The sequence below is a fragment of the Pontibacter qinzhouensis genome, from assembly GCF_008017455.1.
Taxonomy (GTDB): Bacteria; Bacteroidota; Bacteroidia; order Cytophagales; family Hymenobacteraceae; genus Pontibacter; species Pontibacter qinzhouensis.
This window is the reverse complement of the sequence record NZ_VRTY01000033.1, coordinates 1-23,748: the sequence shown is the minus strand read 5'-3', so window position 1 is coordinate 23,748 and position 23,748 is coordinate 1. Positions and strand designations below refer to the sequence as shown.

At 47.6% G+C, this 23,748-nt stretch carries 22 protein-coding genes; 7 read left to right on the top strand and 15 right to left on the bottom strand.

Translation table 11 applies throughout. The annotated features are described in order from the left end of the window. Nucleotides 1–636: 636 nt before the first annotated feature. On the bottom strand, nt 637–1,650 hold the full coding sequence (locus FVR03_RS10440) for a YihY/virulence factor BrkB family protein (RefSeq protein ID WP_147921693.1): 1,014 nt from the start codon (nt 1,648–1,650) through the stop codon (nt 637–639). Between FVR03_RS10440 and FVR03_RS24370 the strand changes: the two genes are divergently transcribed. The 5 genes from FVR03_RS24370 to FVR03_RS10420 all read left to right on the top strand — a co-directional run bounded on the left by FVR03_RS24370 (nt 1,649) and on the right by FVR03_RS10420 (nt 5,189). After that, a complete protein-coding gene (locus FVR03_RS24370) occupies nt 1,649–1,813 on the top strand; it encodes a hypothetical protein (protein WP_187270117.1) in 165 nt (54 codons plus the stop codon). The genes FVR03_RS10440 and FVR03_RS24370 overlap by 2 nt on opposite strands. Nucleotides 1,814–1,837: 24 nt before the next feature. After that, the gene (gltX, locus tag FVR03_RS10435) at nt 1,838–3,379 is read left to right on the top strand and encodes a glutamate--tRNA ligase (RefSeq protein ID WP_147921692.1); all 1,542 of its coding nucleotides are present in this window, start codon (nt 1,838–1,840) and stop codon (nt 3,377–3,379) included. Nucleotides 3,380–3,697: 318 nt separating this feature from the next. Then, the gene (locus FVR03_RS10430; protein ID WP_147921691.1) at nt 3,698–4,057 is read left to right on the top strand and encodes a hypothetical protein; all 360 of its coding nucleotides are present in this window, start codon (nt 3,698–3,700) and stop codon (nt 4,055–4,057) included. A 38-nt stretch (nt 4,058–4,095) separates the two neighbouring features. Then, nucleotides 4,096–4,863, top strand: a complete 768-nt coding sequence (locus FVR03_RS10425; protein ID WP_147921690.1) for a TIGR00266 family protein — start codon at nt 4,096–4,098, stop codon at nt 4,861–4,863. A 125-nt stretch (nt 4,864–4,988) separates the two neighbouring features. Then, the gene (locus FVR03_RS10420; RefSeq protein ID WP_147921689.1) at nt 4,989–5,189 is read left to right on the top strand and encodes a hypothetical protein; all 201 of its coding nucleotides are present in this window, start codon (nt 4,989–4,991) and stop codon (nt 5,187–5,189) included. 408 nt (nt 5,190–5,597) lie between these two features. On the opposite strand, the gene FVR03_RS10415 is transcribed toward FVR03_RS10420, so the two are convergent. The 3 genes from FVR03_RS10415 to lptB form a co-directional block, all read right to left on the bottom strand. Beyond that, complete coding sequence (locus FVR03_RS10415) at nt 5,598–7,118, bottom strand: GH3 auxin-responsive promoter family protein (RefSeq protein ID WP_500797022.1); 1,521 nt, start codon at nt 7,116–7,118, stop codon at nt 5,598–5,600. 41 nt (nt 7,119–7,159) lie between these two features. Further along, nucleotides 7,160–7,378: a four helix bundle protein gene (locus tag FVR03_RS25190; RefSeq protein ID WP_147921711.1), complete on the bottom strand. Its 219-nt coding sequence runs from the start codon at nt 7,376–7,378 to the stop codon at nt 7,160–7,162. 209 nt (nt 7,379–7,587) lie between these two features. After that, entirely contained in the window at nt 7,588–8,319 is a 732-nt protein-coding gene (gene lptB / locus FVR03_RS10405) for an LPS export ABC transporter ATP-binding protein (protein ID WP_147921687.1), read from the bottom strand. Between the two features lie 446 nt (nt 8,320–8,765). On the opposite strand from lptB, the gene FVR03_RS10400 reads away from it, so the two are divergent. Continuing rightward, nucleotides 8,766–9,572: a glycoside hydrolase family 25 protein gene (locus tag FVR03_RS10400; RefSeq protein WP_147921686.1), complete on the top strand. Its 807-nt coding sequence runs from the start codon at nt 8,766–8,768 to the stop codon at nt 9,570–9,572. Between the two features lie 59 nt (nt 9,573–9,631). Continuing rightward, nucleotides 9,632–10,027, top strand: a complete 396-nt coding sequence (locus FVR03_RS10395; RefSeq protein WP_147921685.1) for a transmembrane 220 family protein — start codon at nt 9,632–9,634, stop codon at nt 10,025–10,027. 54 nt (nt 10,028–10,081) lie between these two features. Here FVR03_RS10395 and recJ read toward each other — a convergent pair whose 3' ends face one another. From recJ to FVR03_RS10345, 11 genes are all read right to left on the bottom strand, one after another. Beyond that, nucleotides 10,082–11,794: a single-stranded-DNA-specific exonuclease RecJ gene (gene recJ / locus FVR03_RS10390; protein ID WP_147921684.1), complete on the bottom strand. Its 1,713-nt coding sequence runs from the start codon at nt 11,792–11,794 to the stop codon at nt 10,082–10,084. 248 nt (nt 11,795–12,042) lie between these two features. Beyond that, nucleotides 12,043–13,866 carry a tetratricopeptide repeat protein gene (locus tag FVR03_RS10385; protein WP_147921683.1) on the bottom strand — a complete coding sequence of 608 codons (1,824 nt, stop codon included), beginning with the start codon at nt 13,864–13,866 and terminating at the stop codon, nt 12,043–12,045. 647 nt (nt 13,867–14,513) lie between these two features. Beyond that, the gene (locus FVR03_RS10380) at nt 14,514–16,625 is read right to left on the bottom strand and encodes a peptidylprolyl isomerase (RefSeq protein WP_147921682.1); all 2,112 of its coding nucleotides are present in this window, start codon (nt 16,623–16,625) and stop codon (nt 14,514–14,516) included. A 176-nt stretch (nt 16,626–16,801) separates the two neighbouring features. Beyond that, entirely contained in the window at nt 16,802–18,100 is a 1,299-nt protein-coding gene (locus FVR03_RS10375) for a hemolysin family protein (protein WP_147921681.1), read from the bottom strand. Between the two features lie 16 nt (nt 18,101–18,116). Further along, nucleotides 18,117–18,290, bottom strand: a complete 174-nt coding sequence (locus FVR03_RS24365; protein ID WP_187270116.1) for a hypothetical protein — start codon at nt 18,288–18,290, stop codon at nt 18,117–18,119. Beyond that, on the bottom strand, nt 18,287–18,826 hold the full coding sequence (lptC, locus tag FVR03_RS10370) for an LPS export ABC transporter periplasmic protein LptC (protein WP_147921680.1): 540 nt from the start codon (nt 18,824–18,826) through the stop codon (nt 18,287–18,289). The genes FVR03_RS24365 and lptC overlap by 4 nt, the downstream gene beginning before the upstream one ends. A gap of 272 nt (nt 18,827–19,098) precedes the next feature. Continuing rightward, on the bottom strand, nt 19,099–20,391 hold the full coding sequence (bamG, locus tag FVR03_RS10365) for a BamG family beta-barrel-assembly machinery protein (RefSeq protein ID WP_147921679.1): 1,293 nt from the start codon (nt 20,389–20,391) through the stop codon (nt 19,099–19,101). After that, nucleotides 20,384–21,106: a type III pantothenate kinase gene (locus tag FVR03_RS10360; protein ID WP_147921678.1), complete on the bottom strand. Its 723-nt coding sequence runs from the start codon at nt 21,104–21,106 to the stop codon at nt 20,384–20,386. The genes bamG and FVR03_RS10360 overlap by 8 nt, the downstream gene beginning before the upstream one ends. 7 nt (nt 21,107–21,113) lie before the next feature. After that, entirely contained in the window at nt 21,114–22,922 is a 1,809-nt protein-coding gene (locus FVR03_RS25105) for a pseudouridine synthase (protein WP_147921677.1), read from the bottom strand. A gap of 89 nt (nt 22,923–23,011) precedes the next feature. Further along, entirely contained in the window at nt 23,012–23,572 is a 561-nt protein-coding gene (gene scpB / locus FVR03_RS10350; RefSeq protein ID WP_147921676.1) for an SMC-Scp complex subunit ScpB, read from the bottom strand. A gap of 12 nt (nt 23,573–23,584) precedes the next feature. Beyond that, nucleotides 23,585–23,748, bottom strand: a 164-nt coding sequence (locus FVR03_RS10345; protein ID WP_187270115.1) for a TraR/DksA family transcriptional regulator, incomplete at its 5' end; no start/stop codon positions are given.

The following is a 23,748-nucleotide window of genomic DNA, read 5'->3' as shown; positions in this document are numbered from 1 at the left end:
TAATCTCTTGTTTTTAACTAGTAAATGGATTATAATAGTAAATTTTTTATATTCAAAAAATATTATCTAACCCTGATTTTCATTGCACTAAATAGCGTTTTTTAATTAAAGTACTATATACACTTATTCTATGTTTAGCCTTTTACCAAATTGTTTTATTTCTTTAATCTTCAAACAAACTATATAGCTTAAAACTAATTGTAATTAGTTTAGTATCGGGGCAAACTGCCGTATTACAAATAGAATTGTTTTCGCTTCGCTATCTTCTCAAAATAAGCAGCAAAGTAAGTTCTCTGATAAGGGGAAGCCCAGGCCAGAAAATATAATAGCAACAGCGTTTGAGGAGCTCGCCGGGAAGTGTGCTGCTTTACAATAAAATAGCTATCCTGAAAGGAGAAATGAGTACGTACAGCAATACTGGGTACAGGGCTGACCTTAATTATTCAAATGAAAATGGTCTTCCAAGAGGTTTGGGGCCATTCTAATTCAAGAGGTAGACCATGATCACATGATGCTCTTACCTGCAAAGGTGCTTATTAAGAGAGTATAGCCCGCGTAATAGTTGTTACGCCGGGGCTGTTCGCACCTTAAAAATCTGTTATTTTTAACTTTAGATTTAACTAAGCGTTGGTTTCATCAGATATTCTCCCCTGCCGATGTGTTCTCCTGCCGCGAGTCTGGCAGGTCTTCTTCTCCGTAAATTTCTCCGGCGAACTTGCCCGGCTCCGCATTTACCGCCGAGTGCCCCACCTCTAGCTCCTGCCGCACAAAACGCACAGCATAGTCGGCAGGATAAATATTGTGACCATATTTGCGCGAGTACACAAACGTAAACACCGCTCCGAAAAAGATCATTTGCGAAATAAAGAAGACCCAGGAAAGGATAATGATAACTGTACCGGCTGCTCCGTAAGCAGAACCCACATCTGCTTTGCCCAGGTAAAACCCTACTATACCTCTGGCAATAGAGAAGAGTACTGCCGTTACAAAAGCACCTACCCACACATCGCGCCACTTAATTTTAACATCGGGCAGGTACTTATAAATACAGGCGAACAGTAGCATTACCAATACCAGGTTCAGCACAAAGTTGGACATGTGCAGTACATAAAACACCCACCCTGAAAAACGAGCCGTCAGAAAATCGCCGATGGCCACCAGCACTGCATTAGCCAGCAACGATACCAGCAGCAGAATGGCAACGGCCAGTATCATACCGAAAGAGAGTACCCTGTCGAGCAGCGCCTTTAGGTAGCCGCGTTTGTAGTTGGGCCGCACATGCCAGATCTCGTTCAGCGAATCCTGCAACGACACGAACACACCCGTAGCTGCCACAAACAGCACCACTGTACCAACAAGCGTGGCAAAGTTAATATCGGTAAAGTCGTTTATGTTCTCTACCATTTTTTGCACTTCGTAAGCTGCCTCAGAGCCGATGAGTTCTTTTATCTGGTAATAAATTTCGCCAGACACCGCCCGTTCGCCAAAAAAGTAACCTGCCGCACTTATAATAATGATCAGGATAGGCGGAAGCGCAAAAACGGTATAATAAGCCAGAGCAGCCCCTTTCTGGAAAGAGTTGTTATCCAGAAACTCCAGCCACGTTTCTTCCAGCAGGTACCATGCAATCTTTAACCTCTTTAAAACCATGAACAGGGGGCTATTTACTTTTTATACAAATACGGAAACCACTGATTATGTTTTTATTACCGCCACAAGTGGTACAACTGCCAAATCTGTGGGAGCAAAAGCAATGCATGTGCCTGCCATTACCGAAACGCCACATTATTTTGTACCTTTGTGGCATATTTAGACAAGCATTTTTCAGTAACCATACATGGAAAGAGAAGTAAGAGTACGCTTTGCCCCGAGCCCGACAGGGCCTCTCCATATAGGCGGCGTTCGCACGGCCTTATACAACTACCTGTTTGCCAAGAAAATGGGTGGCAAAATGATTTTACGCATCGAGGATACCGACCAGAACCGTTTTGTACCTGGCGCTGAAGATTATATTATCGAGGCTCTGAACTGGTGCGGCATAACCCTGGACGAGAGCCCGGTAACAGGCGGCCCTTATGCGCCTTACCGCCAGTCGGAGCGCAAGCCCATGTACATGCAGTATGCCCTGCAACTGGTAGAGAGCGGCCACGCCTACTATGCCTTCGACACGGCTGAAGAGCTAGACGAAATGCGCGAGCGCCTGAAAGCCGCCAAAGTTGCCACACCACAATACAATGCCATTACACGCGCTACCATGAAAAACTCCCTCACCCTGCCAGAGGATGAAGTGAAGCGCCGCCTGGAGTCCGGAGATCCTTACGTAATCAGGCTCAAGGTGCCGCGCAAAGAAGAGGTGCGCTTAAAAGATATGATCCGGGGCTGGGTAATGGTACACTCCTCTGCCATAGACGATAAGGTTTTAATGAAATCGGATGGTATGCCAACGTACCACCTGGCCAACATCGTAGACGACCACCTGATGGAGATTACGCACGTGATCAGGGGTGAAGAGTGGCTACCCTCGGCACCGCTACACGTGTTGCTGTACCGCTACCTGGGCTGGGAAGATACCATGCCTGAGTTCGCTCACCTGCCGCTTCTCCTGAAGCCAGATGGCAATGGCAAACTAAGCAAGCGCGATGGCGACAAATTAGGTTTCCCGGTGTTCCCACTCCGGTGGACCGATCCTTTCTCTGGCGAACTGTCTAGTGGTTACCGGGAGGCTGGTTACCTGCCAGAGGCGTTTGTGAACTTCCTGGCATTTTTGGGTTGGAACCCAGGCACACAGCAGGAAATTTTCTCGCTGCAGGAGCTGGCCCAGGAGTTCTCGGTGGAGCGCATTGGCAAGTCCGGCACCCGCTTCGATATACAGAAGGCCCGTTGGTTTAACGAGCAGTACCTGCGCGCTAAACCCGATGCAGAACTAGCCACTTACCTGCTGGCTGCACTGGAAGAGCACCAGATTACCTGCACGCCTGAGAAGGCCGAGAAGATTGCCGGCCTCATGAAAGAGCGTGTCAGCTTTCCGCAGGATTTCTGGCAGGAGGCTGCTTACTTTTTTGTAGCTCCTACCGAGTATTCCGAAAAAGTAGCTTCCAAGAAATGGAACGTACAGGCAGTGGAGGTCTTCCAGGATTTTAAAAATGAAATCCCGGCCTTAGCAGATTTTAATGCTGATGCGGTAAAAGAACTGCTGCTGCAGATCCTGGAGCGCCGCGGCATGAAAATAGGGCAGGTTATGCAGGCACTTCGCCTGGCAGCTACCGGTGCAGAAGCAGGCCCTGACCTCATGCAGATAATAGAAGTAATCGGCAAAGAAGAAACAATTAGCCGCATCGAAACAGCTATTGCTAAACTTGGCCATTACGCTACAGCTTAAGTAGCCCTACCTCTACCAAAAGAGGCTGATCCATTTCGGTGGGTTAGCCTCTTTTTTATTTCTCGAGCGTTGGATGCTGCCAATTAAGCTTGCTTAAGCTAGTTTCTAATTTTGCAACTTTAATTCTGATTGCATCATGTGCCAGCTCCAGCCGCTATTTGCAACCATTTCCTGATTTCGCCTTATACAAGTGTTTAAGTTATGATCGTTAGATATTCGTAAGAAATCAAATACAAGTATCAGGGTATCAGTCATACCTGCTATCCTAGTTCAAGTATCTTTTGGCCAGATACTTCTGTTTCTCTTAAAACTAAAACTATGGCAAAGAACAAGAAAGAAAGCAAAAAGAAATCGAGAGTACATAAAGACCTCGAAGGCTTTGAAATAAAGGTAAACCAGCAGGGCGAAATTATCTCTAATTACAACATCGACCAGATAAACGAGTTTCTGAACAAGAACGTGGAAGACAAAAAGCTCCTGAAACGCGATGCCGCTGAAAAGGCACTACGCCAGGAAGAGGATGAGTTTCATGTGGAGGAGACAGTAGAGGTAGAAGAAACAGACGAGGATTTTGTGCGCAACACCAACGCTGTAACCGACGATGAAGACGATGTGCCTGTTCGTGGTAAAAAAAAGGGCAAGCTTGGTGAGGAGGAGGAAGATGATGAAGAAGATTAACAAAATCTTATATTGCATCTGAACTCTTACATCAGACTATGAGAAACTCACACGAAATCGACTACAAGATTTTTGGCAACGACATACAGGTGCTGGAAATTGAACTGGACCCCAACGAAACTGTAATTGCCGAAGCCGGTGCCATGGTGTACATGGAAGAAGGCATTGATTTCCAGACGAAAATGGGCGATGGCTCTAACCCAACTCAAAGCATATTGGGCAAATTAGCCTCAATGGGCAGCAGGTTGCTTACCGGCGAGTCGTTGTTTATGACGCACTTTACCCACCGGGGCTATGGCAAGAGCCGGGTAGCTTTTTCGGCACCATACCCAGGTACTATTCTGCCAATCGATTTAGGCCAGGTGCTTGGCAACCAGCTTATTGTGCAGAAAGATGCTTTTCTGGCAGCAGCACTGGGCACCAAAGTAGCCATGCACTTTAATCAGAAATTAGGAGCTGGCTTGTTTGGCGGCGAAGGCTTTATCCTGCAGAAACTCAGCGGCGATGGGCTTGCCTTTATACATGCCGGGGGCACTATTGTAGAGAAGCAGCTCAACAACCAAACCCTACGCGTAGATACTGGTTGTGTCGTAGCTTTTGAGCCGGGTATCGATTTCAGTGTGCAGCGTGCTGGTGGGTTAAAGTCGATGATCTTTGGTGGCGAAGGTATATTCCTGGCCACTTTACGCGGCACCGGCCGTGTGTGGCTGCAGTCTATGCCAGTTAAAAAATTGATCGAAGCTCTGATGCCTCGTGGCGAAAATGCCAAGAAAGAGGGTGGTTTTATGAGCAACTTTCTGGAGTAGGCGATAAAGTTAATCGGGCAATAGTTATGAGCCCTCAGCCAAGGCTTTAGATTTATAAATTCTGTAAACTACTCCGTAATTATGCTTAAGTTTTTTTAATTGTATATACCCAATTATTTTAAGCTATGACGTTAGATATCAGGAATAACTGGAATGCCCTTAATAGAGCGTTGACCATTATCAACTTATTCCTATTTATGGTGCTTACAGCGCAAGGTTTTAATTATGAAGAACTGAAAGACAAGAAGATACCTATCGTGCTCAATGTGCTTCTTCTGTTAATTATGGGCTCTATTGCATTTATAGTGATTTATAAATTAGTGTAGCCCTTAGTTTAACCCAATGCTACACCAATTTACTTGAGGTATAGCTTAAACAGGACTGCCCGCCAGATATAAACTGTCGGGCAGTCCTGTTTGCCATTTCGACAAATGGCAAATATCTAGGAGCAGGTGCAACATTAACTATTTTTCATGACGCAAGCAGCTTCAATTGCCATAGTTAGTTTGCGGCCTCTGGCCGCTTTTATACTAAAGGGGCCGTGAAATGATAAACACAAGTGGAAGCTCGCACCATAGTGGAGGTGTTTAAAATATCTATGACCTAGCTAATGATCAAAGCCCTAAATTATTCTAATGAAAATGGCCTTCAAAAGGCTCTGCTGCCTGAAAGGACTCAAGGCACAGGACATTTCCTAATAATTTAGCCCATCAGCACATTAAATCATTAGCACATTACCCCAGGCCATTCACCTCCAGAATCTCCTCCAGGTACTCGCGGGTGTTCGAGAGCCTTGGCACTTTATTTTGCCCGCCTAACTTGCCTTTTTTGCTCAGCCAGTTTGTAAAAGTACCTTGTGGTGCAGCATGAATAATGGGCGCTACCAGGGCAATGTCTTTGTGGCGTTTGGCATCGTAGTCAGAATTAATTTCGCGGAGGGAATCGTCGAGTACCTGCGTAAACTTTTGCAGATCGTTGGGTTGTTTCTCAAACTCAATTATCCACTCATGCCCGCCACGCTTGCCGCTCTCCATGTAAACAGGAGCAGCCGTAAAGTTCGTAATAATAGCACCTGTGGCATCGCAGGCTTTGGTAACGGCGACCTCTGCATTCTCTACAATCACTTCTTCGCCGAAGGCATTGATAAAGTGCTTGGTGCGGCCCGATATTTTAATGCGGTACGGGTCTATGCTCGTAAACCGGACTGTATCACCAATTTTGTAACGCCACAGCCCTGCATTAGTCGAGATAACGAGGGCATAATTTTTACCCGGCTCCACCTGGTCCAGCGTCAGCACAGTTGGGTGTTCCTCCTCAAACTGATCCATGGGTATAAACTCGTAATAAACGCCGTAGTCGAGCATGAGCAGCATTTCGTCTTCGGTACCAACCTGGTCCTGAATTCCGAAAAAGCCTTCAGAGGCATTGTACACCTCCAGGTAATTCATTTTATCGGTGGGAATAATCTCTTTAAAAAGCTGCCTGTAAGGTCCGAAGGCTACTGCTCCGTGCGTAAACAACTCCAGGTTGGGCCATACTTCCAGAATATTTTGCTTACCGGTTGTTTCGAGTATGCGCTTCAGGAGCACGTAGGTCCAGGTGGGCACCCCCGACATGCTGGTTACATTCTCCTGTACCGTAAGCTCCACCATCTTGGCAATTTTCTCTTCCCAGTTATCCATTAAGGCAACCTTTAGCGGTGGCGTGCGCATGGCTTCGGCCCAAATGGGCAGGTTCTGCATAATCACGGCCGACACGTCGCCACAGGAAGTTTTGGAGTTGAGTTCGTTCGGGTGGTGAGTACCTCCTATCGACAGGCCTTTGCCCGAAAACAGTTTTGTATCGGGGTACAGGTTCACGTAGATCGAGAGCATGTCTTTGCCGCCTTTGTAGTGGCACTCCTCCAGCGCCTCGGGGCTAACGGGTATAAATTTGCTCCGCGCGTTGGTAGTACCAGACGATTTGGCGAACCACTCAATTTCTGAGGGCCAGAGGATGTTTTGCTCCCCCTTCATACTGCGTTCAATGTACGGAAACAGATCTTCGTAAGCCGACACCGGCACCCGCTCCTGGTATTCCTTTACTGTCTTAATGTCTTTGTAGCCATATTTTTTGCCCCACTCCGTGTCTTTGGCAGTGCTTATCAGGTTATGGAACAACTCCTCCTGCACATCGTGTGGGTACTTCCGAAACAAGTCGATCTGATGAATCCTCTTTTTCATCACCCACGTTACTATCGAGTTTATTATTTCCACTGTTCTGGTTGCTGGTTTGTTAGTTGTTGATTGTTTAGAAGCTACTGTTGCAGATTCATGTTTGTTACCTTTATCAGGCTGTTTAGCATTTTAGGCGAGTTTTGAAGTACAGAAAAAACATAGGTATAATCTTCCTGCGTCAGGAGTTTTCGCACTCTGCACTTCTCATTCCAATCTAAGCACTCGTATACAGATCCTCTTGCATATCTGAAAAACTGTACTTTCTCCTTCTTACCGTGCCGCCCAAAACCCTTGGCTATATTAGCTGATACTGTCGAGAGCTCTTACAAACTGGTGGCCTACTGTATTACGAGCAAAATTCTCCCATTGCTCTACCCTTAGCCATAAAAAATTAATTAGGTTGAATGCGGTCTTGTAAACCTCAATATCGTTTAACTGTACATGTTTTCGTTCCTGCATGTAGTGCAGAATCAAATCAACAAACAACAATTAACCTCCAACAACTAACCTAAACCTTCCGCTTCAGCTCGAAGTGCTTGCCCAGGTAAACTCTTCTTACGGTTTCGTCTGCGGCCAGATCTTCGGCGGTACCAGACTTCAGAATCTTGCCTTCGAACAGCAGGTAAGCCCTATCGGTTATGGAGAGGGTTTCGTTTACGTTGTGGTCCGTAATAAGGATGCCGATGTTTTTGTTCTTCAGTTGCGCCACAATACCCTGAATTTCTTCTACGGCAATGGGGTCTACGCCGGCAAAGGGCTCATCCAGAAGTACGAACTTCGGATCTACGGCCAGAGCACGGGCAATTTCGGTGCGGCGGCGCTCCCCACCTGAGAGCACAATGCCTTTGTTTTTGCGCACATGCGTAAGCGAGAACTCCTCCAGCAGTTCATCTACCTTCTCTTTCTGCGCCTGCTTGCTCATATTTGTCATCTCCAGCACGGCCAGTATGTTCTCCTCCACCGTCAGCTGCCTGAACACCGATGGCTCCTGGGCCAGGTAGCCTACCCCGCGCTTGGCACGCTGGTACATAGGCAGAGTGGTAATGTCTTCTTTATCCAGAAAAATTTTCCCTTTGTTAGGCTTCACCAAGCCTACTATCATGTAGAACGAGGTTGTTTTACCGGCTCCGTTAGGCCCTAGCAACCCTACAATTTCGCCCTGATTCACTTCCACGCACACATCGTTCACAACCATGCGCGACTTGTATTTTTTAAACAGGTGTTCTGCTTTTAGTTTCATTTCTGTAATTTACTTAATAAACCTGCGCCCTGCAAAAAGCGCCATCAACGCAATATTTTAAGGTGTCACTACTTCACCCAACTAACGGACAGTAGTTTTATAAAAACGAATTATTCAAATAAAAATGCCCTCCAGAAGAATTTCAGACATTTTTGTGCCAAGGGTTACGAAGGAGCCCGGAGGTAAAATAAGTCTCTTTCGTTCTAGTAATCATCTACTTGTTAAGCTTTATATTAACTACTAAACTCTTAATAAGTAGCAATTAACAATTAAATTATTCTAATGAAAATGGCCTTCCGGAAGCATTTTATATGCCAGGGCACCAAGGGTTAAACGAACCAGGCACCAGTTAGAGGCAAAGTTCATGCTTATTTAGCTAAATACTCTATAAAAAGCTTGATTTTTACTTGTTACCTGCTTAGCTTGTACTACTTATCGCCGCCACTATGTTTTTCGCTTTTCTTTTACTTGTTTCGCAGAAGCTGACCCACATCAGTTTGCTGTTTATGGCTGGCTTTGTAAGCTTGCTCAGCACCTCTGAGCCTATTGCCAAAGACGACGATAAAGCCACCGCCACTACCACCAAAGTCAGTAGCCTGAAAGGGATAGATGTATCGAGGTGGCAACACGAGGTAGACTGGCACCAGGTTAAGGAAGCCGACATTACCTTTGCCTTTGTAAAAGCCTCGCAAAGCGATTGCCGCCAGGACCCATACTTTGAACGCAACTGGCAGGAAACAAAGCGAGTAGGCATAAAACGAGGTGCCTATCATTTTTTTATTCCTACGGTACCTGCCATAGAACAGGTTAAAATCTTTAAAAACCTGGTGCGCCTCGAGGCCGGCGACCTGCCGCCTGTGCTCGATGTGGAGGTGGCTGCCGCCAGTGTTAGTGGAGAACAGTTCCGGGAGCAGATCAGAATCTGGCTGGAGGCTATAGAAGATCATTATGGCATGAAGCCCATGATCTACTCGAACCAGAACTTTTACCGCCGCTGGCTTAAAGGCCATTTCAACGATTACTCCTTCTGGATAGCCCGCTATAACACAGCCCAACCCGTGTTACACCAAACCGACAAATGGGCTTTCTGGCAATATACCGACCGTGGTACCTTGCCTGGTATAAAGGCTGCCGTAGATCTCAACTTCTTCCCCGGCGATTATGAAACACTGCACGCCCTCTGCCAGCCAGAGTTGCCTGCCCCCAAGGAGGACCTGCTACAGCAACTTAAGCACAGGCAGCCACTGCCGTAAAAGCTAATTAGGCGCAATGTTTGCTCGTATTAAATAAGATCTGAACTTAATTAAGTAATATGAAATTAATTCGAGGATTTTTCGGCTTTTGGTGCCTGGCCTTTCTGCTTTTTTCTTACTGGCAGTTCAACGACCCTGATGCCTGGCTTTGGATACTGATTTACGGGTTCTCGGCAGTAATGTGCGGTTTCGCAGCGTTTGGTATTTATCATAAAAGTTTGGTAACAACCAGTGCGGTTCTGTTTCTCTTTGGGTTTGCCCTGCTCTACCCCAGCTCCGTTTCGGAATGGATAACGCAGGAATGGGCGCAGAAAGATTTATCTATGAAAACCAATGCCATGGAACAGGCCCGCGAATCGTTTGGTTTGCTGATTGCCGGAGTCGTGATGGCACTGGCAGCAGCAGCAAGCTGGCGGAAGCACGACCAAAACGCACCAGCCACAGCCGTTCGGTAAATTTCATACCAACTAGTTTTTACCCTCTTCCATTTCTGGTTCATCAGAAGATTTCTAGCGCGTTTGCGTTCTTATGTCTTTGATGCGAAGTTGTAAGGTAGATACCCCTCTGAAAATGTTTTCTTCAATGGTGTAGCATACATCAAACGGAATACCTTTGGAAATAGCGTCATAGTAGTCGCTTAGGCCGAAGCCAATGGCATCTATGGCGTGGTAACCGTCCTGGGTAAGGGTGAGCTTCAGGTGTGAGCTGCCTACCACCCGTACCGCCCCCGTATCGTACACGCACTCCGACACAAAAACTGGCCGCATGTTGCCTGGCCCAAATGGCTCCATCTGGTGCACAATGTTGTAGAAGTTACGGGTAATCTGGTTCAGCTTCAGTTTGCCGTCTATCTCGATCTGTGGTATCTTCTGCTCCTCGGTTATGGTATCAGACACAAACGCCTCGAAACGCTCCCTAAAGGCCGGAATATTCTCTACAGGCAGTGTAAGGCCAGCCGCATACATATGGCCGCCAAACTGATCGAGCAAATCGGAGCAGCTTTCTATGGCGTTGTGCACGTTAAAGCCATGCACCGAGCGGGCCGAGCCGGATGCTTTGCCATTAGACTGCGTTAAAATAATGGTAGGCCTATAATATTTTTCGATACAGCGCGAAGCCACAATGCCAATAACGCCTTTGTGCCAGGAGTCTTTATAAAGCACGGTAGAGTTGGCTGTTCTCAGAAAATCGTCTTCCTCGATCATCTGCAGCGCCTCTTTGGTAATGTTGGAGTCTTTGCTGCGCCGCTCTTTGTTCGATTCGTTTATGATGTCGGCTACCTGGTAAGCCTCTTCCTTTGTTTCGGCCAGCAGCATTCTAACAGAGCGTTTGGCATCGCCCATGCGGCCGGCAGCATTTATGCGTGGCGCAAAGCCGAAAACTACGCTTGTTACATCCATTGGACCGGTTATGTCTGCCAGCTCTTTCAGCGCTTCCAGGCCTGGGCGCATGCCATCAGTACCGTTAATCTGCTTAAGCCCATAATGCGCCAGCACGCGGTTTTCTCCTACAATAGGCACAATATCAGCTGAGATACTGACCACCACCAGGTCCAGCAGCTTAAAAGCCTCCTCCTGCTCTATGTTGTTTTGGTAGCAGAAGGCCTGTATCAGTTTAAAGCCCACGCCGCAACCCGACAGCTCTTTAAACGGATACAGACAGTCCGGGCGTTTGGGGTCCAGCACGGCTACTGCCTGCGGAATGTCTTCATCCGGGAGGTGATGGTCGCAAATAATAAAATCGACGCCAAGGGAGCTGGCAAACGCTACCTTATCTGCTGATTTAATGCCGCAGTCGAGGCTGATGATGAGGGTAAAGCCATTCTCTGCCGCCCACTCTACGCCCTGCTGCGATACGCCATAGCCCTCTTTGTACCTGTCCGGAATATAGAACTCTACATGTTGGGTGTGGGTGCGCAGAAAGCTGTACATAAGCGCCACCGAGGTAGTGCCATCTACATCGTAGTCGCCATACACCAGAATTTTTTCGGAATTATGAAGGGCTTTGTTAATACGATTTACGGCCAGGTCCATGTCCTTCATCAGGAAGGGGTCGTGCAGGCTGCTCAGGCAAGGCCGGAAAAATGCTTTGGCTTCTTCGAAGGTGCAGATGTCTCGTTGGCAAAGAATACTGGCCAGGGTCGTGCTAATCTTCAGGCTATCTGCCAGTTCCGAAATTACCTCCGGCAGTGCCTCTTCGTTGTAAACCCATCTTTTCTCCATATGCTTCAGCTACACGTATCGTATTATTTGCAAAGGTAGGGATTTAACAGGAATTTGGCTGCCGCCAGAAGCAACTGCCCTACCCGATTCCTGAAATTTTATATCTTTGTGCCGGTATAACAGGTAAGGAGATGAAACGATTCAAAGAGTTTTATGAGAAGTGGAAAGATTACTCCCTGGACATAATCATGTACGGTTTCTTCTTTATTTTCCTGCTGTTGCTCTTCCTCTTTTTCGGTGATTAACCCTTACTGGTTCAGGTTATCGCCACGCAGGTTCCGAAAACGCTTGCGGGCTTCTGCCACATAAATGCTTCCCTGGTGCTTTACCAGCAGATCGTTATAGAGTTGGCGGGCCTTTTCGGTATCCTTCAGGTTCTCTTCATAAATATAGGCCATTCTGTAGAGGGCATCATCGCTTAATATATCTACCTGCGGATTACTCACAATTTTATTGAGGTTGGCTACTGCCTGCTCAAAGTTCCCCATGCGCTCATACAGGGCCGCCTTCTTAAAGTAAATTTCATCGGTGAGGCTGTGGCCCGGAAACTTTTCGAGCATGGCATCCAGCCGCGTGTGCGCCTCCTCCAGCTTATTCTGAAACACGAGCAGTTCTATGGCGGCATATTCTTCCATAGCTACCGTGGAGGTGTCGAGGCCGGTGTTGTCGGTTATGAGCAAACTTAGTTCCATGGCGTCGTTGGCAATTTCGCGACTGGTAGCCAGCTTCAGGATGTCGAGGTGCGCCTGGGCCAGCTCAAAGTCTCCTTTGTAGTAGTTCAGGCGGGCGTTGCGCAGCTTTGCCTCATGCCCGATGCTAGTCTCCTTATGCGACTTCTCTACCTGCGAGTACAGCAGCGTCGATTCCCAGGGTTCCCCTTTCAGCAGGTAAATGTCGCCTAAGGTTAATTTGCTTTCAGCTACCAGGTTCGGGTTGGTGCGGGGCATAGCAATTACCTCCTGCAGCAGGTTTATGGCTTTGTCCTTTTCGTCGAGGTGGAAGGCGTAAAGGCTGGCCATGTGCGGCAGCACCTCTACAGAGTTGGCATTGCGCCCCACCTCTCCCAGCAGCGCCTCATACTCCGCAATCAGGCTTCGAATTTTAATTAAATCTACCGGAAACGTGTTCTCTACCTGCTCCTCGCGGGCGTTAATGAGCCGCTGCCGCGCCATAAAGTAATAGGGCCCGTCCGGGTACTCCTTCACCATATACTCGTAGGCCTCAATGGCACCATCGTAGTCTTTGTTCTTAGCGCTTATGGCTCCAAGTTCCATAACCCGGGTGCCGCCGCTGCGGGTGCGCTTGTCTACGGAGCGCGCCTGCAGCAGGGCACTGTAAAAATCTTTGCGTTGGGTATACAACCATATCAGCAACTCGTTATACGATAGCTTATCTGGCTCCTGCTGCACTTTTACAAGTAGCTCCTTCTCCAGCAGGTCGAAGCCTTTATCATCGCGCAGGCTGTTCTGCAGCATGTTCTGCACATAGCCTAACTCCTGCTCATTTTCCTGCAGCAGCTTGAGCACTTCCTGCACCAGTGGCTCGTTTTTCTGGCGATGGGTATAGAGTGCGATGAGGGGGCGGTTATACTCCAGTGGGTTCTTGCTCAGCTCACGGCCGCGCAGATAGGCTTTCTCGGCATAGTCGAACTGGTTTTGTTGCATAAAAAGACTGGCGACGGCTACTATTTCTCCCTGGCTCAACTGGCTGATCAGTTTATCGTAGTGCTTTTCAGCCGCCGCTTTATCGCCTGCTTCCTGGTACACAACCCCGAGGTCAACGGCATACATGAGCGTGTTGGAGGAGCGTTTCATCGTTTTCTTTACCAGCTTCTCGGCCTCTTTGTAGTTGCGCTGCGCCAAGAGGGTTTTCAGGTAATCGGGGTACACCACGTGGAACAGGCGCTGGTCGTCTATCAGTTTGGCGTAAAGACTTTCGGCTTTTTCGAAGTCGCCTTTGCTCAAATATTCACGGGCCAACTCCACCTCCTGCTGCTTAGATTGGGCCACCAGCTTGACAGAGGCCAGCAGCACCATCATAAAAACCAGGCTTAACAATATTCTTATCTGCATAATACTCTAAAACGCTCCGCCAGCTATTTTGATATGAAACACAACCGGTATTTTAAAGATAAGCAAAAGTCCGCAACTATCGGAGCGCTACAGTAAGACTTTTGCCCCGTGATGTATGCGCTTTCTAGCGGAGCATAGGCTACGACTTAGCACCTTACATTAAATTATTCTAATGAAAATGGCCTCCCGAAGGTTTTTTGCCTAAAAAGAGTCAAGGGTCTGATTCTATAAAAGAGCCTCATTCTGTTCTTAAGAGTCTTCCTGCGTTTTGCTGCTTTCAAACTATTCCTATAACTTGCCCGGAACAGAGTTATTCCTGCTTCATCTTAAGTTTAAAATCAAACTTCGGAAGATTCCAAGCAGCAGAGATGTTAGATATTTTCTCCAAAGCGGATGGTCAACCTTCCTTCTCCTTGGCTCAGACACTCGCAGGAGCTGCGCACGCTGCGAGGTCTTAGCTGTTCTTCCTAAATTAACCATTTAACAATTAAACAATTTAGCCATTCAACAATCAGCAAAACAGCAATTATTCTAATGAAAATGGCCTTCCAAAGGTTTTAAGTCTTAAAAGAGCCAAGGGTTTAATAATAAAAAGAGCCGCTCGGTTAGGAGCGGCTCTTTTTATAAATGTGACTTCTACTTTTTGCTTAGAAGAATTTAACACGGTTATCTTTAACGTCGGCCTTCTCTTTGATGGCTTCGTAAGCGTTAGACTGGTTACGGCCACTGCGGGTATTCACCAGTTGTTGCTTCACCTCGGTAAAGTCTGTAGTTTCAGGAGCGTTGTTTAGCTGCACCAGCTCTACCATCAGCACACCATTCTGGCCTTCGAAAGGAGCTGTACGGGCACCTGGCTTCAAACCAAACGCTTTACCCACTGCAACAGGCTCGAACCCAAGACCTGTTATGGAGCCACCTGCAAAGGTAACGCCATCAGCAGTTTTTACAGAAGCTTCAGCACCGTAGCTGGAGGCAATGGCTTCCAGGGTTCCGTTGGCGCTCTTTAGTTTCTCGGCAATTTGTTTTGCTTTCAGCTCATTACGAACAGCGGCTGTTAACTCATCTTTAATATCTTCGATGTTCGCATAGCCTTTTTCGCGCTTACCTGTCAGGACTGCCACTACGTAGGTTTCGTTTACTTCGAATACCGGCGATACGTCACCAACTGATGTGCCTTTGGCGTAAGCCCAACGAACCAGCTCGCGGGCATTCTGCAGGTTATTTACCAGCACATTGTTTTTGCCTATGTTAGCTGCTTCTTCTTTTACAAGTGCGCCGTTTTTCTCTACATTCTCTCTGAAGCCCTTTAGATCGTCGCTGGTACCGGAAATCTCATCGGCTATGCTGTACGCTACGCCACGAGTTGTTTCGCTTGCTTCAACGGCACGTTGCAGGGCTCCAAGTTTGTAGGTTTGCTTTGTTTTAGGAGCAGTAATTTTAATGATGTGATAGCCAAATTCCGTTTCAACAGGGTTTGGCAGCAAACCAGCAGAAGATGCTCCGAAAATAGCTTTCTCAAATGCCGGCACCATTCTGCCTTCACCGAACCAGCCCAGGTCACCACCTACTGCGGCAGTTCCATCAGTGCCGTGTTGTGCAGCCATCATAGCAAAGTCAGCACCATTCTGGATCTGAGACAACACGTCTTTGGCTTTTGCCAAAGCAGCTGCTTTTGCTTCCGGTGTATCGTTGTCTGGTTTAATCAGGATGTGGCTGGCACGTGCTACGCTTGTCTCACCTTCTTTGGCATCTATTACTTTATACAAGCCTACAGAGCCATTAGAGGTAAATGGTCCGTACACTTTTCCTTTTTCCAGCGGAAGGGTGTTGCGCAATGGCTCCGGCAGCTCGCTTACAGGCAGGTAAGTGCCGTCGTACGATACATCTGAGTTCATGTTCACGAAAGCAGAATCGTTATCGGCTGCGGCAAACTGCTCTTTCAGCGTAGTTATTTCCTGCTGGTAATACGAGCTGTCTTCTGCTGAAGCACTCACCGGAATGGTAACAAATTCTAAAGAACGGCCTTCTTCTACTTTGTAGGCATCTTTATGGCGTTCAAAATAATCTTTCAGTTGCGCATCCGATACTTTTACGGTAGAGTCGGCAATGGCACCATAAGGCACGAACAGCGCCTTAATGCTGGCTGTTGCGTTTTGTGCGGCATAATAGTTTTTTGCTTCGGCAGTTGTTATGTACACCGACTTGGTCAGCATGTTCATGTACTTGCTCTGCACCCGGTCTTCCAGCAGACCTCTTTCGAAGTTGGTCCACATAGGGCGTGCCTGCGGCTCCATCTGGTCGAGGTTCTGCAGGTATTGCACGACCTGGTTACGATCGAACTCACCGGTTTGTGGGTTCGTGAAGGCCTGGCGCACCGATGGGTGAATGTTTTCGCCCTGCACCATATCGAAAAGCTCTTCTTCTGTTACCTGAATACCAAGTCTGTCGTACTCTTTCTCCAGGGCAATTTTGAACACCAGGTTGTTCCAGGCTTGCTCCCGGATCATGGCAAGTTCTGTTTCTGTTGCAGAACGCCCCGACTGATTCTCGTAGTTGGCTTTAATTTGCTGGAATACCTGATCGAACTCATTGTACTCAATATCTTCGCCGGCTACTTCGCCAATGGTGGTGTCGTTGCCGCCCAGCAGCCTTGAGTTAGGGCCAAGCAGATCTCCGCCTACCACAAACACACCTAGCCCTATGGCGATAAAGCCAACTGCCCAACCAGACTTCTCTCTAATCTTGTTAATTAATGCCATTTGTTATACAACTTAATAAAGGAATGTGCAAAATAAGGTTAATCGCGCTAAATTTCAAAATTTTATAAATAACTGTTTCAGAGCTTTATCAGATTGCCCGATTTACTTCTGAAACGAGCCTGTTCAATAACAAGCGTTCGGATAACGGCTTTACAGCCTCTGTTCAAACGTGTTTATCAGGAAGCTGCCTCGTCCTGCTTTTCTGTGGCTTTCGTAAGCTTTACAGCATTTATCCGATTCTCGTCCATAGAGAGCACGGTAATAGTAAAGGGCGGCACCTCCACCACATCGCCCGGCATCGGAATTTCGCCGGATGCCGCCAGAATAAAGCCTCCCAGTGTTTCATAGTCTCCTTCAGGCATGTTGAGTTCATACTTGTCGTTCAGGTAGTCTATTTCGTGGCGCGCGCTGAGCAGGTACGCTCCCTGCTCAGGCAGCACCTGCTCCAGCAGCGAGTCTTCGTCGTACTCATCGTGTATCTCGCCCACTATTTCCTCTATCACATCTTCTACGGTTACAATACCCGATGTACCTCCAAACTCATCTACCACCACCGCCACCGACCGGTGCTCTGTTACCAACCGCACAAATACCTCGCTGGCCAGCATACTCTCCGGCACCAGGCTCACCGGCGACAGAATTTCGGCAATGGTAGCAGGCTGCTTAAACATAGCCAGCTGGTGGCAGTAACCTACAATGTTATCGATGGTATCGTTGTAGACCAGGATCTTGGAATGGCCGGTGCTCACAAAGGCTCCTTGTAACGTTTCTATGCTGGCTCCTAGTTCCACGGCTTCGATCTCGGTGCGTGGCACCATACACTCGCGCACTTTTACCGTCCGGAACTCAAGCGCATTATGAAATATTTCGGAGTCTACTTCGGGGCTTTTCTCAGTTTCGGGGTGGTAGAGCCTGTTCCTGATATAGGCATTTACATCAGTGAGGCCAAATACGGGCTTCTCTTCCGAAAACTCCACCTGAAATACTTTTTCTGCCATCCACTGGCTCAGGCGCACGATCAGGTACACTACCGGGTAGAGCAGGTAATAACACAGCAGAATAGGCACTGCCAGCACCTGCAGCATGCGGTTAGGGTTAATTATAAATAAACTGCGCGGAATATACTCTGCCGTGAAAAGCACGATAACGGAAGCAACCATAATCTGCAACACCAGAATAAGCAAGTTAAGCTGCAGTGGCTCGGGCAATAAAAAGAAGAGCATGTTGTGCAGCATGCTGGCTATAACAAAGCCATACAGCACCAGGGCAAGCACGTTCCCGATAAGTGCGGTACCCATTAGCCGCGAAGGGTTCTTCAGCAGGAAAGTTAAAATACGGCCCGACAACACACCATTCTTCTCGTCGAGCTCAATCTGAATGCGGCTGGCAGAGGTAAATGCAATCTCAATACCTGAAAAGAAGGCTGAGCAGAGCAGTGCTACAAATAACAGTATGATCTGGTTGGGGTCTATCATATGGGTTTAAGCAGCATCAGGCGCTGTTGCGCTTTTTCCTGTGGCGGTACACCATAAAAAGGATAAGCGAAATCATGAATATCCAGTAATTTGTGGCTATATCCGATTCGTAGATGCTTTTGTGTATGCCAATAACCATGGCCACAAAAGCCAGGGAAAGTAAAATAGTGTTTAACAGACTCTGGTTCATTCGTTTTCTAGTGCAAAGCTGCCGGTTACCTTTGTCATTACCCAAGGCGAGAACTTCTGGTTTGTCCGCAGCCCGTATCCTGTAATTACCTCGCTGTCTGTGGTAATCTTCACAAACTTATCGGTATGAATTTTATCTCTGTTCTTGTCCCAGAAAAGTTCCTCGGTTTCAATCTTTTCTTTTTTCTGAAGGTTCTCCACCACCACATTACCTGTTACATGGTACAGGTTTTTGTTCCGGTCCTGCTTGCCGTAGTTAGAGCGCAACGTAGACGTTATAACCCCGGGTTCGTCATAAAACTCAATGTATACACCATCCGGAAAGATAGCATCGCCGTTCTCGAACTCCTGCTGTACAGGGGCCTTCATTTTTATAAGCAGTCGCGCCGAATCGCTGAAGAGCGTTAAAACATTGTTGTTCTCTATAAGCGGTCCGGTATATTTAATCTCCTTATCCGGATCTTTCAGGTCTTTGTCGCAGGCGGTGCTTAGCAGAGTTATTACTACCAGCAGCCCTACTGTCCACGCTTTAAGCATTGGGCAAATTTATTTTAATAGTTGAATATACTAAATATGTAAAAAGACACAAGTATCAAGACACAGGACATAAGACTTTTCGCATTTCCTGGTTTTGAATACTAGCCTCTTAATTCATTCCTGATCTCAAAAGTTAAACCAATTATGTTTAATTACTTATTGTTAACATCGATGCACATGCTCTCACTTACTTGTTTAGTATGGTTGCATAAAAAAAAGCCGCTACAAGAACGGCTGCTTTTACACTATAATGCTTTTTTTACCAGAAAGGTTTACTCTAACCTGCGTTTTAAGAACCACCTGCTGTTAATGGTGAACCCAATGCTGAAGTCAAAATAGTTTTCCTGAATAAGGCCGTTGGCAATTGTACCTCTTCGACCCAATGAAAAGGCTGTATTCATCTGGTAATAATCGTACATAGAAGCCTGGCCAATAGGGAAGGTCATACCCCAGGTTACCGCCATGTCTTTTAACTGCTCACCGTTTATGATATAGGGCGAGTTACCGTATTTAACTCCGGCCCGGTAGGTAACGCGGCTCAGGTAGCTACTCACAGAGTTCGGATTAGGTGTATATTCCGCTCCGAGGGCCATCATGTAGCTATCGCCTAACTCGCGTGTTTCGTTAAAGTTGCGGAAGTCTGACCACTTCTGCGCATAGTATTCTGCTGCCACAGTAAAGTTGTTGCCATTGTCGAGGCTAAGGCCTGCACGGATACTGGCAGGAACACGAGAAGAACCGGAGGCGCTGTCTGGCAGAATATTCTGCTCACTTACGACATCCGAAAGCGTCCGGCGCTCATAGGCACTTTTGCGGGTTGTATTGATGTCGGAGCTGAGGCTATAAACAGTACCTGCCCCTAAAGACCATTTGTCGGTTATTTTTTTACGATAGCTCGCGCCTGCCCTGAACATAACATCGCTGTAACGGGTGCGCTCACTAAACACTACTATTTCCTGGCCACTGTTTACCAGGGAAGTATCCTGAATAAGAGAAGCTGATTCTTTAGTAATGGTGCCAAACAGGTAAGAGGCACTAGCACCTATACCCAAACCCTCGGCTATACGCACACCGTGTGCGAAATTCAACTCTGTTATGCCACCTTCTCCTGTATAATACCGGTACTCCATGGCCTGTGGGTTACTACCCAAACGAGCAGACTGGGTAATTTCGTAATTTACAGTACTATAAGGACGCAGGCTAATAGCTGAGCTCCACCTTTTGCTTAAAGGCACCCCCAGCGTCAGGTAAGAGAGGTTTGCATTACCGTCTCTTCGCGATAAGGTAGAGTTTTTAGCAGTTCTTAACTGCCCTGCAAGACCAATATCGAAAACGGTGGTGGTGTTGTAATAGAGCAGTGCCGGGTTAGCGGTATTGGCCTGAAAGTTATTGCCTGCACTTACACCTGCGCCAGCCATACCGTTGGTACGAATACTGCCCTGGTTCTCGTTTAGGTCGCCTAAACCGTAGCGTGAGTATGGTGAATTAGAGAAGTTTTGCGCCTGTACAGCCTGCGTCAGACAAACAACGACAGCGCAAATTAATAAACGGAGTATTTTATACATTATATGCTAATATTCTTTGGAGCCCAATCAGAACCAATTCAGGAATTACAAAGATGCGTCCTTTTAAGTTACTTTCAAAAAAAGCTGCGTCGCCTCCACAAACTATAACCACCAGATCAGGTGCTTTTTGCGAATAATTCTCGATTATTCCGTTCACTTCGGCCACTGTGCCGGCTAATACCCCGCTTATAATAGACTCCTGGGTGGTTTGGCCAATTAACGAAAATTCAGGACAAATGTGCTGTACTAACGGCAGCCTGCCTGTAAAAGTATGCAAGGCCTTGTATTTCATCTGCAACCCCGGCGATATGCCCCCGCCATGGTACTGGCCCTGGCTATCCAGAAAGTCGTAGGTTATGCAGGTACCGGCATCTATTACAAGGCAGTTCCGGCCCTGGAAAAAGTAATGCGCCCCTACTGCACCTGCTTTTCGGTCGGCTCCTAAAGTTTCGGGGGTTTTGTAGAGGTTAGAAACAGGCAGGGCTGTCTGCGCCGAGAGCTCCAGAAATTGCCCCGACACAGACAGCCCTGCCTGTAAATGTTTTGTATCGCCAGCCGCCACCGAGGCTACCAGAGCATGATCGAAAACCTGGTTCTCCAGCTCCTGCGGAACAGGAGCCTGGTTTCCGAAACTGCCATGCGCAAGCAGCGTTTCGTTTTCGAAAACGCCATACTTACTTCCTGTGTTTCCTATGTCGATAACGAGGCTGCGCATACGCTGCTTACATAAAGTACTTCAGCCTTACAACTTCTTTCTCGTTCAGGAAACGCCAGTTGCCACGCGGAAGGTCCTTTTTAGTAAGGCCGGCATACTGCACTCTGTCCAGGGTAACTACATCGTAGCCCAGGTGCTCAAAAATACGGCGTACAATACGATTGCGGCCAATATGAATCTCGACACCTAAAAACCGGCTGGTATCTCCTATCAGCGCCAGATCGTCAACGTCTGCTTTTCCGTCTTCCAGCTCAAGCCCTTCGGCTATTTGCTTAAAGTGCTCTTTTGTAATAGGCTTATCGAGTTCTACCTGGTATATCTTCTTGATATCGTTAGACGGGTGCGTCAACTTCTGGGCCAATTCGCCATCGTTTGTGAACAGCAGAAGGCCGGTTGTGTTACGGTCTAAGCGACCTACCGGAAATATGCGTTCTTTCGAGGCATTGGCTACCAGGTCCATCACCGTCTTTCTTCCTTCAGGGTCGTCTGTTGTGGTAATAAAGTCTTTGGGCTTGTTCAGCAGCACGTACACCATCTTTTCGCGGCTCAGTAATTTCTTACCGTAATGAACCGTGTCGCCGGGGTTTACTTTGTGGCCCATTTCTATTACCACCTCGCCGTTTACCTTTATCTCACCAGATTCTATGAGTACATCGGCCTCACGACGCGAACACACACCGGCATTAGCAATGTAGCGGTTCAGCCGGATAGAGCCATCTTCTTCCTCGCCGGTACGGTTTGTTTTCTTAATGCGTGGATTTTCTTTGTAGCGGTTCAGGTTATAAGTCGGGGCTTCAGCTGCCTTGTCTGCCTCATCGCTACGGCCTCTGTCACGGCCTCTGTTTCGGTCGGCAGCGTTCTGGCCTAAGCGGGAATTTTTGTCGAACGGTTTTTTATCGCCATAAGAAGAATTTCTTTCGCCTCCTCTTTCTGGTCTTGCACCACGGCTGTCGTCTCGCCTGTCGGTATTTCCAAAGGAGCGGCGTTCGCTACGGTCAGCACCAAAAGGTTTTTTATCACCGCCTTCTTTTCTGTCTCCTCCAAAAGAACGACGCTCGCCGCCCTCACTACGGTTTGGTCTGTCGTTGCCAAAGGAGCGACGTTCCCCGCCTTCGCGGTTACCAGTTCCGAAAGAGCGCTTTTCGCCACGGTTATCGTCTCTGCGGAAGCTGCCTTCTTCACGTCGGAAATCTTTTCGGTCGGAGTTGAAGCTTTTTCTTTCGCCACCCTCTCTCCTGTCTGATCCTTCTCTTCTGTCTGGTCTGTCGCCTCCGAAAGAACGGCGTTCGCCACCTTCTCTGTTACCGGCTCCAAACGGTTTTCTATCGCCGCCTTCGCGTCTGTCAGAGCCGAAGCTTCTTCTTTCGCCGCCTTCTCTTCTATCGGAGCCAAATGGTTTTCTGTCACCACCTTCTCTTCGGTCGTTTCCGTAGGGTTTTCTGTCGCCACCTTCACGGTTACCGGCTCCAAACGGGCGTCGTTCGGTTCTTTCGCCGCTTCCTCCTGCCGGTCTTCTGTCGTCTCTCCTGAAACTGCCTTCTCCGCTACGGCCGCTTTCTCTTCGGTCTCCTCCGAAAGAACGTCTTTCACCGCCCTCTCTTCTGTCAGATCCAAACGAACGCTTCTCGCCTCCCTCTCTTCTGTCGGAACCGAACGAACGGCGCTCTCCACTGTCTGGTCGGCCTTCTTTATCTCTTCTGTTAAAAATCTTTTTTTCTCCTCTGTCGTCAGATGGTTTGTTGAAGCTCCTTCTTTCAGAACCTCTTTCGCCTCCGTCGCTGTAATCGCGGGAAGGTCTTTCGTTTTCTCTTGCCATTATATAAATATTAATGATGCAGTATCGCTACTGTATCGGTATGTGCAGTAATAAAATGTTTTACTCTAAATTGGTAGCGTAAGGTTGTATCAATCAGCTATTTCGCCGATCATGTTCTCTTCAGTGGTGAAGTCTTTGAGCTGAGGAAGGTCTTTGATGTGGTTGATTCCGAAATAGTCCATGAATTTTTGAGACGTGCCGTAAAGTACGGGTCTCCCAATGGTTTCGGCTTTACCTTTAATTTCGATAAGTTCTTTTTCCAATAGTTTATGAATGGCATAATCGCAGCCTACGCCACGAATCTGCTCTACAGCCGATCTGGTAATAGGCTGTTTGTAGGCAATAATTGCCAGCGTTTCTAAGGCAGAGGTAGAGAGCTTTTTCTTTGATTTCTGTTTCAGGTATACACCTACCGTATCCTGGTACTCCGGTTTAGTCAGAAACTGGTAGCCGCCGCCAATGGCATAAATCTGAAATGCGAAACCGGCACCTGCCAGGTGTTCGTTTATTTCCTCTATGCTCTCGAGTACATCGCTGACCAGTATCTCCATCTCCAGCGACTCGCTGAGGGCTCGCTGAATTTCTTCGATACTGATCGGCGACTGGGCACAAAATACCAGTGCCTGAATATGGTTCTGCAGCATATTCAAAAGAAAAAAGTACTAATCGTTTCGTTGCAGTTTAGCCTCTATGGTGTGCTGCGTGTGCGGTACCGCGCGCAGCCTCTCTTTCGGTATCAGCTTGCCTGTTACGATACAAACGCCGTATGTGCCGTTTTTAATGCGGATGAGCGCATTTTCTAACTGCTGCATAAACTTCATCTGGC